Source organism: Prolixibacter sp. NT017 (assembly GCF_009617875.1).
GTDB lineage: Bacteria > Bacteroidota > Bacteroidia > Bacteroidales > Prolixibacteraceae > Prolixibacter.
Window position 1 is genome coordinate 3,334,466 of sequence record NZ_BLAV01000001.1, and the last position, 14,176, is coordinate 3,348,641.

The 14,176-nt window shown below is 45.2% G+C and carries 12 protein-coding genes; 3 read left to right on the top strand and 9 right to left on the bottom strand.

Annotated features, from left to right (window positions below):
• Nucleotides 1–238: 238 nt before the first annotated feature.
• The 3 genes from modC to modA are packed head-to-tail and all read right to left on the bottom strand — an operon-like array spanning nt 239 to nt 2,880.
• The gene (gene modC, locus GJU87_RS13840) at nt 239–1,342 is read right to left on the bottom strand and encodes a molybdenum ABC transporter ATP-binding protein (RefSeq protein ID WP_153640055.1); all 1,104 of its coding nucleotides are present in this window, start codon (nt 1,340–1,342) and stop codon (nt 239–241) included.
• A 24-nt stretch (nt 1,343–1,366) separates the two neighbouring features.
• Nucleotides 1,367–2,068, bottom strand: a complete 702-nt coding sequence (modB, locus tag GJU87_RS13845; RefSeq protein ID WP_153640056.1) for a molybdate ABC transporter permease subunit — start codon at nt 2,066–2,068, stop codon at nt 1,367–1,369.
• Nucleotides 2,065–2,880: a molybdate ABC transporter substrate-binding protein gene (gene modA / locus GJU87_RS13850; protein WP_194831538.1), complete on the bottom strand. Its 816-nt coding sequence runs from the start codon at nt 2,878–2,880 to the stop codon at nt 2,065–2,067. Before modA ends, modB begins: the two co-directional genes overlap by 4 nt.
• A 284-nt stretch (nt 2,881–3,164) precedes the next feature.
• Here modA and GJU87_RS13855 point away from each other — a divergent pair, with 284 nt between their 5' ends.
• Nucleotides 3,165–3,686, top strand: a complete 522-nt coding sequence (locus GJU87_RS13855; protein WP_153640058.1) for a GNAT family N-acetyltransferase — start codon at nt 3,165–3,167, stop codon at nt 3,684–3,686.
• Nucleotides 3,687–3,724: 38 nt separating this feature from the next.
• On the opposite strand, the gene GJU87_RS13860 is transcribed toward GJU87_RS13855, so the two are convergent.
• From GJU87_RS13860 to GJU87_RS13870, 3 genes are read right to left on the bottom strand one after another with little or no spacing between them, the layout of a single operon-like run.
• The gene (locus GJU87_RS13860; RefSeq protein WP_153640059.1) at nt 3,725–5,434 is read right to left on the bottom strand and encodes an acyl-CoA dehydrogenase family protein; all 1,710 of its coding nucleotides are present in this window, start codon (nt 5,432–5,434) and stop codon (nt 3,725–3,727) included.
• 40 nt (nt 5,435–5,474) lie between these two features.
• On the bottom strand, nt 5,475–6,494 hold the full coding sequence (locus GJU87_RS13865) for an electron transfer flavoprotein subunit alpha/FixB family protein (RefSeq protein WP_153640060.1): 1,020 nt from the start codon (nt 6,492–6,494) through the stop codon (nt 5,475–5,477).
• A 32-nt stretch (nt 6,495–6,526) separates the two neighbouring features.
• Complete coding sequence (locus GJU87_RS13870; protein ID WP_228491997.1) at nt 6,527–7,378, bottom strand: electron transfer flavoprotein subunit beta/FixA family protein; 852 nt, start codon at nt 7,376–7,378, stop codon at nt 6,527–6,529.
• Nucleotides 7,379–8,287: 909 nt separating this feature from the next.
• On the opposite strand from GJU87_RS13870, the gene GJU87_RS13875 reads away from it, so the two are divergent.
• Both GJU87_RS13875 and GJU87_RS13880 read left to right on the top strand, forming a co-directional pair.
• Nucleotides 8,288–9,760, top strand: a complete 1,473-nt coding sequence (locus GJU87_RS13875; RefSeq protein WP_153640062.1) for an arabinan endo-1,5-alpha-L-arabinosidase — start codon at nt 8,288–8,290, stop codon at nt 9,758–9,760.
• A gap of 88 nt (nt 9,761–9,848) precedes the next feature.
• Nucleotides 9,849–9,980, top strand: coding sequence for a hypothetical protein (locus tag GJU87_RS13880; protein WP_153640063.1), 132 nt, complete (start codon nt 9,849–9,851; stop codon nt 9,978–9,980).
• Between the two features lie 67 nt (nt 9,981–10,047).
• Here the strand turns inward: GJU87_RS13880 and GJU87_RS13885 are convergent, their stop codons facing one another.
• The 3 genes from GJU87_RS13885 to GJU87_RS13895 all read right to left on the bottom strand — a co-directional run bounded on the left by GJU87_RS13885 (nt 10,048) and on the right by GJU87_RS13895 (nt 14,157).
• Complete coding sequence (locus GJU87_RS13885; RefSeq protein ID WP_153640064.1) at nt 10,048–10,878, bottom strand: ThuA domain-containing protein; 831 nt, start codon at nt 10,876–10,878, stop codon at nt 10,048–10,050.
• A 188-nt stretch (nt 10,879–11,066) separates the two neighbouring features.
• On the bottom strand, nt 11,067–12,437 hold the full coding sequence (locus tag GJU87_RS13890; protein ID WP_153640065.1) for a glycoside hydrolase family 27 protein: 1,371 nt from the start codon (nt 12,435–12,437) through the stop codon (nt 11,067–11,069).
• Nucleotides 12,438–12,546: 109 nt separating this feature from the next.
• Nucleotides 12,547–14,157 (bottom strand): alpha-N-arabinofuranosidase, encoded by a 1,611-nt coding sequence (locus GJU87_RS13895; RefSeq protein ID WP_228491998.1) that lies wholly within the window; start codon nt 14,155–14,157, stop codon nt 12,547–12,549.
• Between the last annotated feature and the right edge of the window lie 19 nt (nt 14,158–14,176).

The following is a 14,176-nucleotide window of genomic DNA, read 5'->3' on the forward strand; positions in this document are numbered from 1 at the left end:
ATGCAAAGAAAGCGTATTTTTTCGTATTACTCCAAACTGGAACGCTACTTTTTTAACAAAAGAATCAAAAGTCGCTCATTTACAAGAGTAAAAATTTTCTAATACGTCAATGGATTACATGCCTTTTTCGTTAGAGGGCGAATTGTTAAACGAGATCGAAGGGCAAAAGGTTTACAGATTTCAGAAAAAAATTCACCTCTGAGAAGGAAATTTTACAAAACAACGCCTCACAGCAGAGCTAATCGAGTTCGAAAACCCGAACAGACATCGACTTGAAAAGACAAAATACCTTCATTCCAACTTCAAGCCTCAACCTTTCCGTTGAACTCCGGGTCAACTCGACCAATAACGGAAATCCTACATCCACCAGACAAACAACCTGCCCATTCTCGTGGAGCAAACGCTTAATGTTTCCCTCCAGCTGATTTTGAATAGAAATTTCCGGAACAGGATGCAACGAGATGGCAATATCGCCTGGCGGAACCGAAACTTTTACTTCTCTCCCCAAGGCAACTCCTTCATTGCAAGCTTCGCAATGCACCTTTACCTTTTTCTCCCCTTTCTCACCGATAAGTGTTGTTATTCCCCGCTCTTCGTCGACTTCATCGACATAAAGAGAAATCACATTCAGTAATCCTTCTCCAGAACTTCGGGGCAACATCTTTCGTGATAAAACCAGATCGAGATATTTGCCGAATGCTTCAACGCGACCATCATGCACCATGAGAATTTCATCGGTCAGGCGAAGAATATCGGGCAAATCGTGACTCACGACCAACATAGGGATTCTGTATTTCCGGTGGATACGAACCAGGTAAATCAGGATTTGTTCCCGTAAGGCGACATCGACTGCAGAGAATGGTTCGTCCATCAGCAGTAACTGTGGTGAACGTAGCAAAGCCCTTCCCATTGCAATCCGCTGCTGCTCACCACCCGAACATTGCTCTGGCTTCTTCTTCAGAAGATGTCCAATTTCCAAAGTAGAAACCACATCATCGAATTGAATGTGTCGTTGCGACTTGGACAAAAGCTTTTCACCATACCGGAGATTCTCTTCTACCGAAAGGTGTGGAAAAAGCCGCCCCTCCTGGAAAACAACCCCCAACTTCCGGTTACGGGAAGGAATGTCTATTTTCTTTTCTTTATCAAGAACAACCTCGTCGCCGATGCGGATAAAACCGTTATCCGGACTCAGCAAACCACTGATTAACTGAAGTAACGTTGTTTTTCCATGCCCCGACGGACCATAAATTCCGGTAATACCTTCTCCGAAGACACATTTCATATCGAACTGAAACTGTCCACGTGATAAAGTTGCCTGGAATTCAATAACATTCTTCATCGGAATGGTTCTTCTTTTAATTGACTATCTTTTTGAGCGTTTGATTGCTCTTCGGTTTAGAAATTCAGCCACAATCATGGCCAACAACGATAACAGAACCGAGACCATTACCAAACGGAAAGTCGCTGTATCCTGACCAGGAACCTGCATGTAGGAAAAAACTGCTAATGGCAGCGTTTGCGTCTCCCCCTCAATGTTTCCGGCAAAGGTGATGGTAGCTCCAAATTCACCCAGGCTTCGGGCAAATCCCAGAACAAACCCGCTGATAATGCCCGGCGAAGCCATCGGTAGTGTCACCGAAAGAAACGTCTTTAATCGCGAGGCACCTAATGTGCGGGCGGCCTCTTCGTACTTCACATCGACCAATTCGATAGCCAACCTGATGGAACGGGTGATTAACGGAAAAGAAACAACCACACTGGCCAACAACGCTGCGTAGAAACTGAATGCGATGCGAATTCCCGTCAATTCATAAAGCCATTTCCCTATGAGCCCATTCGTGCCCAGAATAATAAGTAACAAATACCCCGTTACAACCGGCGGCAATACCAACGGAAGATGTATCACTCCTTCCAGCAACGCTTTTCCACGAAAGTGATTGCGCGCCAGAAACCAACCGATGGCAATGGCGAACGGCAATGCAATAACCGAAGACCAGATAGCCACTTTCAGAGAAAGCGATATGGCCGAAAAATCGGAGGCAGTGAAGTTAAACAGGTCGGTCATTTGTTAGTATTGGATTTTCCTTGTTCAGCTATGGTTTTAAAGCCGAACTTTTTCCAAATATAATCAGCTTCAGCGGAATGTAAATAATTCAGCAACGAATCGGCAGCCGAGCCACCATATTTTCCTTTTGCTGCCCAATATTCAATCGGCTGATGAGAGTCTTCCGGAAAAACGCCGACCGTTCTGACTTTTTTCGATTTCATAGCGTCGGTAGCATACACAATTCCCATTTCACATTCGCCCAACTCGACCACCATCAAAGCTGAACGCACATCTTTCGCCTTCAGAAAACGAGGCTTCAGTGTCTCATACCATCCTAATGATTTCAATGCTTCGGCTGCATATTGCCCCGCCGGAACATGGGCCGGATCGCCAATAGCTAATCGTCCGGCAAATGCTTTGGGAAAATCCGGTGATGAGGAAAAGTTCAATGTATCAATTTGGCTGTTTTTCGGAACAACAGCAACCAACCTATTCCGGACCACCGGAGAACAGGTGGTTGAATCAGCGGAGCTATTTCCAGTGGCAAACTTCATCCATCGCGGACTGGCCGACAAATAGATGCCTGGCGTAGCTCCTTCCTGCATTTGTCTCGCTAACGTTCCGGATGAAGCAAAATTCAATGTAACCTTCATTCCCGATTTTGCCTGAAATTCTTTAGCCAGTGTTGTCATTACATCAGCCAGGCTCGCTGCCGCAAAAACGCTGATTCTCTGCTTCGATTTTTCTAATGAATTTTCTTTGCCCGTTTTCGATTGACACGCAAATAAGAATATCAGGATTAAGCTAATTAGTCCGGTAGTTAAGCGCATACAATTACAATTTTTACAAATATAGAAAGGTAACCGGGAACGGTTTCTGCTCGTAAACATTTACGGCAAAATGACTGTAAATTTTACATGTCGAAGCAAAATCAGATTACTCTTCAGTCATTATTTATGATTAATTTTTATTATTTTTACTGATACACGGATAATCTTTTCGCTGTTTTTGACACTATTTTATTGCAATTTAAAACTCGAAAAATGAGCTATTGAGCAAATACTGAGTACCGGAATTTCTTCTTGACACAGAACCCAATTAAACTTTTTTCCAGATGAGCCAGATTATTCAATGCAATTTAACTACACATTCGCATCAATTAGCTTTTATTGATTTACTTAACCACTACATATCGGATGATATGGGTGGCGGCGAGACTCTAAGTCGCTCGAAAGCTGAAGAACTATACGAGCAATTGAATAATCAACCCAATTTCCGTGCGTTTTTTGTTTTGTATGAAGGAGAAGTTGCCGGAATGATTACCACATTCAAAAACATCTCTACTTTCCAGGTACGACCGCTCATAAATATTCACGACGTAATCGTAAAAAAGAATTACCGAAACAAGGGACTAGGGCATAAACTGGTGGGGTATGTTCTCGATCTGGCGCGAAATGAGAATTGCTGCCGGGTCAATCTGGAAGTGCGGGAAGATAATCACCAGGCGATGGAGGTTTACCGGGATTTTGATTTCGGACCGACCAATCCGAGGATGGTTTTCTGGGAACGAATACTCGATGAATCGGACGAACGGGTTAAGTCGGCTGCTACAGAAGAAGACTTATCCAACGATTAAAATAAAAAAAGAGGCCCCAAACTGAGGCCTCTTTCCTTTTATGCTTCGTATTTGTAATGTCCGATATCTTCGAGTGATGACGCCCGAATAAATTCGGCCCTTGAACGTACTTCAGCCTTGGCAATTTTATTGAAAACGGCTGCCGAACGCAGGAACGAATTGTCGCGGTTGGTATCAAGAACCAGCAGGTAACTCATGATGATGTAACCCGCCATTTCCACCAGACGACGTGCATGGAAATCAAGGAATTCATTATCCTCTGCATCATGCACTTTTTTTACTGCTTCCTCGTAATCTTCGGTAAGCGAAATGAGTGTACGACGAAATTTCTCCAATTCCGGCTTCAGATCCGCTTTCTCATATTCACGTATTTTCTTCAGATAACCACCGGTTGTCACACCACGAATAGCAGCAACTACCTGCAGCTGGGTAGTTCCTTCATAAATGGAAGTAATACGGGCATCGCGATAGATACGCTCCACAGGATAATCCTTCATAAAGCCGGAACCACCGTGAATTTGAACGGCATCGTAAGCATTCTGGTTACAATATTCCGAACTGATTCCTTTGGCAAGTGGTGTGAAGAAATCTGCCCAACGCTGATATTCTTTCATTTCGTCGCGCTCTTCTTTCTCCAGTTTGCGCTCTTCTGCAATATGCTGATATGTCTTGTAGACATCTACAAAACGGGCAGTTTCATACAATAAAGTACGCGAAGCATCGAGCTTAGCCTTCATTACCGAAAGCATTTCGTATACGGCCGGGAATTCAATAATCGCCTTGCCAAATTGCTGACGTTCACGGGCATAATCCAGTGCTTCCCGGTAGGCTGCTTCAGATACACCAACTGATTGTGCGGCAATTCCCAGACGAGCACCATTCATCAACGCCATTACGTATTTAATCAGTCCCATGCGGCGGGTACCAACCAATTCAGCCGGAGCATTTTTGAATACCAATTCACAGGTTGGAGAACCGATGATACCCATTTTGTGCTCAATACGACGAACGGTTACGCCTCCCTGCTGCTTGTCGTATACAAACATAGAAAGACCGCGGCCATCCTTGGTGCCTTCTTCCGAACGGGCCAGTACCAGCGAAATATCGCCATCGCCGTTGGTGATGAAACGCTTCACGCCGTTCAACAACCAAACGTCTTTTTTCTCGTCATAAGTTGCTTTTAACTGAACAGACTGCAGATCGGAACCGGCATCCGGCTCGGTCAAATCCATTGCCATGGTTTCGCCTTTGCAAACCCGCGGCAGGTAATGTTCTTTCTGCTCCGGAGAAGCAAACTCATTCAGAGTTTCAGCACAATCCTGAAGTCCCCAGATGTTCACAAAACCAGCATCGGCGCGCGAAACAATGTCGGCTGCCATGATGTAAGGAACGATTGGGAAGTTGAGACCATTGTATTTCCGCGGAAGCGTGATTCCCATCAAACCGGCATCAACCAATGCTTTGATGTTCTCGGCGGTGCCGCTGGCGTAATTCACGTGGCCGTCAACGACCTCGGGACCTTCCTGGTCAACGCCCTCAGCGTTCGGAGCAATGATGTCGCCACAGATTTCACCCACCACTTCCAATACACGATCGTAGCTGTCCATCGCGTCCTCGAAGTCTATTGGTGCGTAATCAAATTTTTCCTTATCGGTGAAATTCCGCTCTTTAAGAGCCACAATCTTTTGCATCAGCGGATGCGAAAGATGGAATTTCAAATCTTTATTATCGCTATAATAATTTGCCATTTCTCTTGTTTTTTCGGGACAGACCCGGTTCAACCCTCAATTACTTGGTGTTTGATTTATAAAACCTGATCATTTTGGGAATCACTTCACCAACATCACCGTGAATTACATAATCGGCAATGCTGTTGATTGGTGCATCCGGGTCGGTATTGATGGAGATAATCTGAGCCGATTCTTCCATTCCCGCGCGGTGCTGAACCTGTCCCGAAATACCACAAGCGATGTACAATTTCGGACGAACAGTTACACCGGTTTGTCCAATCTGGCGCTCATGCTCTGCGTAACCAGAATCAACGGCAGCGCGTGAAGCACCGACTTCGCCACCCAGCACTTCGGCCAGCTCGTATAACATTTTGAAGTTTTCTTTCGAACCAACGCCATAACCACCGGCCACGATGATAGGTGCGCCTTTGATGTTCACCTTCTTTTTCTCCATGTGGCGCTCGATAACCGATACCACAAAGTCTTCATCGGATACGTACTGCGTCACGTCCAACTTCTTTACCTTGCCTTTGTATTCCGGATTGAATACCTCTTTTTTCATCACGCCTTCGCGGACGGTTGCCATCTGTGGGCGACACTCCGGATTGATGATGGTAGCAATGATGTTTCCTCCGAAGGCGGGACGAATCTGGTACAACAGTTCTTCGTAAGTTTTACCGGCTTTCTTGTCCTCGTGCGGACCAATTTCCAGACTGGTACAATCGGCCGTTAATCCACTATGAAGGGCAGATGAAACACGCGGTCCCAGGTCGCGACCAATAGGGGTTGCTCCCATGAGGGCAATCTGCGGTTTTTCTTTATCAAAAAGCTTAATCAGAATGGTTGAATGAGGCAACGTGGTAAAAGGTTCCAAACGAGCATCGTCGGCAATGTGCACCACATCGGCACCATATGGGAATATCTGATTTTCGACGCCATCCAGTCCTTTACCGATGACGACCGCTTCCAGTTTGCATTTGAGTTGATTAGCCAGGCTGCGTCCTTTAGTCAGTAATTCCTGACTCACTTCGGCCACAACACCTTCCTCAACTTCGCAATATACAAATACGTTATTCATGATTTTCCGTTTTTAAATCATCAGTTTGAGCATTAACCGATGGTGTGGCTCAAAATCAATTCTTTCATTAACAAATCGATATCATTGTCGATCGGCTCGAGAATCTTGGCATCTTTTGCTTGCAATACCACATTCTCAATTTTCTTTACCTTGGTAGGTGAACCGCTTAATCCAAGCTGTTCTTGCTCGGCCTTGATATCGTTCACTGTCATTTCACGAATATTGAGGTAAGGACGCGAATCATACAGGTAGAGATAATCCTCGCTGGCTTCCTGACGCTCGGTTACCGTGCGCGCGTGTTTGTATTTCATCAATAAGGTAGCATTCCGGGTACGGCATGGTGCAGCACTACTGTTCACAGTCAGCACCAATGGAAGCGGAGCCTTCACGGTTTCCACACCGTTCTCGAGACGACGAAGAGCGGTTACATATTTACCATCTGCGTCCATTATTTTCTCGACGTATGTTACTTGCGGAAATCCCAATTTCTCGGCTACCTGCGGACCAACCTGCGCTGTATCGCCATCGATAGCCTGACGGCCGGCGATAATCAGATCGACTTCACCCATCTCTCTGATAGCCTGAGCTAATGCATATGAGGTAGCTAACGTATCCGAACCGGCAAAAGCCCTGTCTGTCAACAAAACACCGCCATCAGCCCCACGATACAATCCTTCGCGGATAATCTCAGCAGCACGGCCAGGGCCCATGGTTAATAACGAAACGGTTGTTCCCGGATAACGGTCTTTTAATTGCAAAGCCTGCTCCAGCGCGTTCAAATCCTCGGGGTTGAAGATGGCGGGCAAGGCTGCCCTGTTCACTGTCCCGTCGGCTTTCATGGCATCTTTCCCAACATTTCGGGTATCGGGAACCTGTTTTGCCAAAACTATAATTTTTAAACCCTTCATAGTGATTTTGTATGAGTTTTATATTCACGGAAGTGAGCAAATATAGAATTTCAACCATATGTTATCAAGATGGATTTAAGACACTTATATCCGAATTAGGATTTCGTTTTGAAAAAAAGGATAAAAGCACATCGGGTTCAGTAGGCTCCACATCCCATGGGTCAAGAGATTAAAACAAATTAATCTTCTGGTCGAAAGTTTATAATACAGGGAAGGTCCTTCTCAATTTAGAATAATTTTATTTTTGGAAAGACTCTAAACAGGCCGATACAGCGCGAATAGCTGTCGCGCAGCGGAAATTACTCACACTATATTTTCGGGCTAACTAGCTATCGTTTTTCGGAATGTTAGTTTAAAACCGGTTTCTCACCTTTTCGCTTTATCGTTATCAGCTTATTCCCCGCCATGTAATTGGCAAACTTCTCGTAACCATGTTCCTGAACAAGTGAAATGGCTGTCGGACGGTCGCTGTTGAACAATACCGACTCATCTCCGGAAAACTAATTTATTGGTGCAGTTCTGGTCTTCCATGCGAACAAGAAAGAGTTTTATGTTAATACAATTCCCGTTTCGAAATATCCCAACCGTATTAACCGAAAACGAGATAAGGTTCTCGCTTCGGTGAGATGAAGAATTTTATGCTATGAGATGAGCATCGCGCTCCATCGGGATGGAAAAAAAATTTCATTCCGATCAAAATTTTACTACATAGGGGTGAAATTTCGGTTCCTTAGGGATGACTTACCTATCGGCAAATGACTCCTGGTATTCTTCTATCAAACGTCACCATTACCATTCTGTCCTCCTGAAAAAGACATTTGTCCACATCACTTTCCATCGAGCGTAATATCTTGCTAACTTTAATCCAAGGAAGAATCCATACCAATGAAGAAGAAATTACTATTGATAGCTGCACTTGGTAGCATGGTGATGGCTTGCGAGAAAAACTCGACTCCGGGTGGCGGTGGAATTCAAGTTGACACGACGGCTACAGCCTCAACTGATACTTTTAATATTCTTAATATAAAAGATACCTATGCCGATTTGGCTGATTATAGTCATTGGCGCGATTGGGGCCCCTACAATTTGCATGATCCATCGATTATGTATACCGGAGACTATTATTATTGCTATTCAACCGATGTGGCCTACGGACAGGATATTCAGCGTAGCAGTATCATGGTTCGTCGTTCCAAAGATTTAGTCGACTGGGAATACCAGGGTTGGGCAGTGAACGGTCTTCCTTCTCAGGCGGTTCAGTACATTAAGGACAGCGGAGGTACCCCGTTCGATGGAGTTTGGGCTCCATACATCATGAAAGTAGGCAACCAATATCGTCTCTACTATTCCTTGTCGTCTCCCACACCGAAGTTGAGTGCTATTGGACTGCTCACCAGCACTTCTCCTGATGGCCCCTGGACCGAAAGTGGTCTCGTGGTTACCTCAAAAGAGTCGATTCAGATGACCAATGCCATCGACCCGACGGTTCTGGTTACCCCCAGTGGGGACCAATATATGTACTACGGCTCAGCCTGGGATGGCATTTACATCCTGCAGCTTGACCCGGCAACCGGTTTGCCCAGGAAAGCGAACGATAAAGGTGTTCGTATCGCAGCCCGTGGCTGGACCGGAAATACCGTCAATGGGAACATCGAGGGACCGGAAATTATTTATAACCAGGAACAGCAAAAATATTACCTGTTCATCTCGTATGACTGGCTCGAAACGAAGTACAATGTGCGGGTAGGACGCTCCGACTCTCCGACTGGCCCCTTTGTCGATTTCAACGGGGTAGACATGAATGAACAATCTGACAACATTCCGATGATTGAAGCGCCCTACAAGTTTATGGGACACGCCGGATGGCAGGGAACAGCCCACTGCTCCGTGTTCAAAAACAATGGGGTATACTACATGGCAAATCAAGGCAGACCAGTAGTGAACAAATATTTCATGGACATGATGGTTCGCCGCATCTTCTGGACCGACGATGGCTGGCCGGTGGTTTCGCCCGAACGATATGCCAACATCGAACAATCGACTATCACAAAAGATGAGCTGACCGGCCAATGGGAACGGATTGTTTTAGGTTACCAGGTGGTTCCCGGCTATGGAGATCAACAAACGTCCCCTGACTTGCAAGAATCTGTTTACATGAAAGTAGGAGCTGATGGCTCATTAGATGACGACTCAGCTAATTCGTGGACATTCTCTGATAACCAACTGACGCTGAACTGGAGCGACGGAACGACCGACAAAGTGGTTGTTAGCCGTGGCTACGACTGGGAAAATCACAAAAAATGTTTGGTTTTCACCGGATTGAACAACCAGGGAACAGCCATATGGGGCAAAAAATAAACCAGAGTGAAATTCCCCTCTCGGGGAAAGATACTTTCAGATACAGGAAGTCGCTTCAGCAAGCGGACAGGTAATCACCTCTCCCAACATGAATGACTATAACAATTTTGGACAAGATGAAAAGGTAGCGCTAAAAGCTTTCGATGTGAAGAAACCGAAAAACGGTAAACTTTCGGTCGAGCTTCCTTCGAAATCCGTAGTGCTGGTTCAATTAAAATAGACTACAAGTTTATTCGATGAGAAGGTGTCCCAATTTGGCGACACCTTTTTCATTTGAAGCAATGGCTTTATCTCCCCAACCATAACAGCGCATCGATGATGAGTTGGTTTTGAATTGGATTATCAAAAGTGAAAGACAACTCTTTATTCGTATGGTGCTCATAATCGATGTCATTATGCCCCATATTGATGTAAATCATCCGGTAGTTGGTATTTGTCCAGACTACCGGGTAATCTCCACTGTGCCATATTTCATTTGGTTTGGGACCGGTTCCTAACGGGAAGCTGGTCGAATCGATGGAGAGCAATACCCGGATATCAGGATTCTTTCTTAAATCGTTTTCCCATTTGTACCACTCGTTAGGCGATGAATTGAATTTCTCAGGCAGATTTCGTGTTGCCGGATGATTTCGATCTTCAACCTTCAAAACAGCCGAAGTAGGCCGCCAGGTATTCCCATCGTATTCTCCCGAACCTAAAAACTGATTGTGATACCAATACCAGTTTTGTGGATAGGAAGAGGGCGTTAAACTGAAGGCAGCAAAATGAAATCCCATCCATGCACCACCGTTTTTCATGTACTTTTCGAAAGCTTTCCGCTGTGGAAGTGAATCGGGGCGTGTATCCAGAAAAAGAACGACCTGATATTGTGCCAGAAAATCGGCATTCAGATTATTCCAGTTATTGGTTGAATCGTATGTGAAATGGTACTTGCTACTGATTTGGGAGAACCAACGATTGGCTTCGTGCACAAAACTGATATGTGCCGGGTCATTCTTTGCTGTGTAAAATGCAATTACCCTGAAAGTCTTCGGATTCGCTTCCGCGAAAGCGAAATGAACGACCTGAGGAAAGAGCATAAAAACAATTCCGCAAAAAAGAATTCGGATACGAGTCATGATGTCGATTAGGTTAACAGTTTAGTTAACCGTCAAAATACAGAATTATATGTAATTCAAAAAAGGGAATAGATGATCCAGCTCTTCTATTCCCTTTTCTACAACTGTCTACAACCTTATTTTTTTATAAGAGAACATCATATATGAAGACGACAGCAACTCCAAAATATGTTCTACGGTATACACCTTTAGTATTTTACCAGCCGGAAAATGGCCGATGCATGAGGCCTTAGCTCCACGCTTATCTTTCCATTCTTTACCGCATCTGTTTTTTGCGTCCATAGATTATGGGCGGCATAATCGCCTCTTGCCCCCAGTTCAGATAAACTGACCGAAACAACTTCGGGTTTTTCATCGGTTGTATTAAACAAGGCTACGTACTTGTCCTTCGAATTCGGAACGTCGGCTGTCCAAACAATCAAGCCTTTATTATTATCCAATTGCCGATTGTTGATGCTGTGCTGATCGACATCCAGCAACTCACCATTCGTGATTAAGGAATCCGTAAAGGCGTCATTGCTGGGCAAGTCACCACCGAACATCAGCGGAGAACGGAACATTGCCCAGAGATTCATCAGAGTATATTGCTCGTCTTTGGTGAAACCGGTTTTGCGGGGCTCACCACGTTCACCACGAATGGAAATCCGCCCCAGCGGAAGCATATCGGCATCAGCCCAGTGCCCGGGACCGCTGTATGGTGCCCATTCTTTGCACAATTTAAACATCGGCTTCAGGTAGTTCCAGTTATCCCAAAAATCGTCGCAAATGCGCCACATATTGGCGTGCGTCATGATGTGTTTGGCTTTGGCCAATGGGGTTGCTCCGGGTGAAGTACTCAATACAATCGGTCGCCCACACTGATCAATGGCTTTCCTTATCATTTCGATTTCGCCCTGATGATACGGGCGAGATAAATTATCCACCTTCACAAAATCAACTCCCCACGATGCATACAAATCGAACAGCGAATTGTAGTAAGCCTGGGCACCCGCCTTCGTCGAATCGACGGTATACATGTCCCGCAGCCATTTACATTGCTGTTTCTCCGAATAGATATCCCGGGCGTGGTATTTCGAATCGACAATCGGCGTGTTCTTCTTCACGGCTTCCACCGGAATGCCCCTCATGATGTGGATACCAAATTTCAAGCCCTTGTTATGAATATAATCAGCTAACGGGGCGAATCCTTCTCCATCGGCAGCGGATGGAAAACGGTTAACCGCCGGCGTCAAGCGTCCAAAATCATCCATGCAATAAACCGGATCGGTCTGGTTGTACCCGTGCGCCTTGGTATTTTCAACATACCAACGAATGTCGACAACGATGTATTGCCAACCATATTCTTTCAGATGATCGGCCATGTAATCTGCATTAGCTTTCACTTCTGCTTCCGTAACGGTTGGTCCGTAACAATCCCAACTATTCCACCCCATCGGAGGTGTTTCTGCGTAAGCGTAGAACTTGGTTGGGGCCTTCTGTTTCTTCGCCGAATGGCATGAACCAAACGAAAAGACTATCAATAAAACAATTAAAAGATTGGAGATTTTGCTCAGATTCATAATGGTGTTTTTGTTTAACGGAAGCTAAAATAGAAAAGGTGGGATTTAGAACCAAATCCCACCTTTTACTTTCAATCAATCGCTATCCAAATGTACTAAAACTAATTCGTCATTTTTTGATATGACCTTTGAGCATAGTGAAAGAGTGCGGTGCAAAAGAGTAGGTAAACTTCTCTGCATTTCTCACTTTGATATCGGGTTTTTTCTCGGTTTGCACGGTTGTCTTACCGAAATCATTTTCCGATTTTACATTCGGGCCGTTTACTTCGTAAACCTCGAAATTACCATCGAATTTGCCTTCTTCCGAGATTAAATCGGTCGGGATGGCTTTGTCCTTATTCCGGTTAACGACACAAATCGTTACTTCTCCGTTATCGTAGGTAGTCGACACATCGAGATAAGGAACATCCTTCTGAATGGTTTTCGATTCCCCTAAACCAATCGGGAACTCTTTGGTGCTGTAGGTATCGCAGTCAACATAGGTATCGAGCGAGGTACCTTTCACATTATTGGAGAACAACTGGAACGGGTAGTAAATGGTTTGCTTGAACATTCCTTTCTCAGAAGTAAAAATCGGTGCAATCACATTCACCAGCTGAGCCAGATTCGCCATCTTCACCACATCGGCGTTCCGCACGAACACATTCAGGAACTGGGCAATTACCAACGCGTCTTCCAGGTTGTAATGCTCTTCAAGAGCGCGGGTTCCATGCATCGATGCACCGGCGCGGGCACGGTACCATACATTGTACTCGTCCCATGCAATGTGAATTGGCCCGCGATCGCCACGGTCAGCTTTTTCCATTTCACGGGCAATCATTCCTTTCACAATCTTGGTGCGCTGCTCACAAACCAGCGGTGTGGACATGAAATCGTAATAGTTGTTCTCAGGATTACCCACATAGATATGCAATGCTATATAATCAACCACGTCACGTAATTCGTGGAGAATGGTCGCGTTCCAGGCATTCGGATCGGCGTTAGGACGATAGTTTGATGAACCCGCTGCTACCAGTTTGATATCCGGCGAAGTTAACTTCATTAGCTTGGCCGCTTCCCGTGCTTTTTTACTGTAATCCTCGGCATTCAGGTGCCCCATTTGCCAGAAACCATCCATTTCATTACCCAAACTCCAGTATTTGATATCGTAGGGCTTTTCGTGACCGTACTTTTTGCGAAGTTCAGCATAATAGGGACCGCTATCGACATTGCAGTATTCCACCCATCGTTGTGCTTCCTCTATGGTACCTGTTCCCATATTCACCGAAAAATAAGGCTGGCTGCCAATTTCCTTGGTATACTTCATGAATTCATCGGTTCCAACCTGGTTGTTTTCCAGGCGTCCCCAGGCCAATTCAAGACGTGTTGGCCGTTGGTCTTTCGGACCGACTCCATCGAGCCAGTGATAGTTTGAAACAAAGTTACCCCCCGGATAACGCACAAGTGAAACGTTCAAATCTTTCACTGCCTGCTTCACATCATTACGGAAACCATCTTTATCGGAAAGTGGTGATCCCGGATCGTAAATACCTCCGTAAACACAACGTCCAAGATGTTCGACAAAACTTCCGTAGATGTTCTTATTAACTTTACCGATCGTCCGATCGATATCGATTTTTATTCGGGCGTTTTGTGCCGAAAGGACTTGCGTTCCGGCCCAAAATGCCATGGCTGTCGCTGCGATGAGCAACGGCTTTCTCGTCTTCAAAATCTTCATCATCTCTTCTTAATCTATCGTT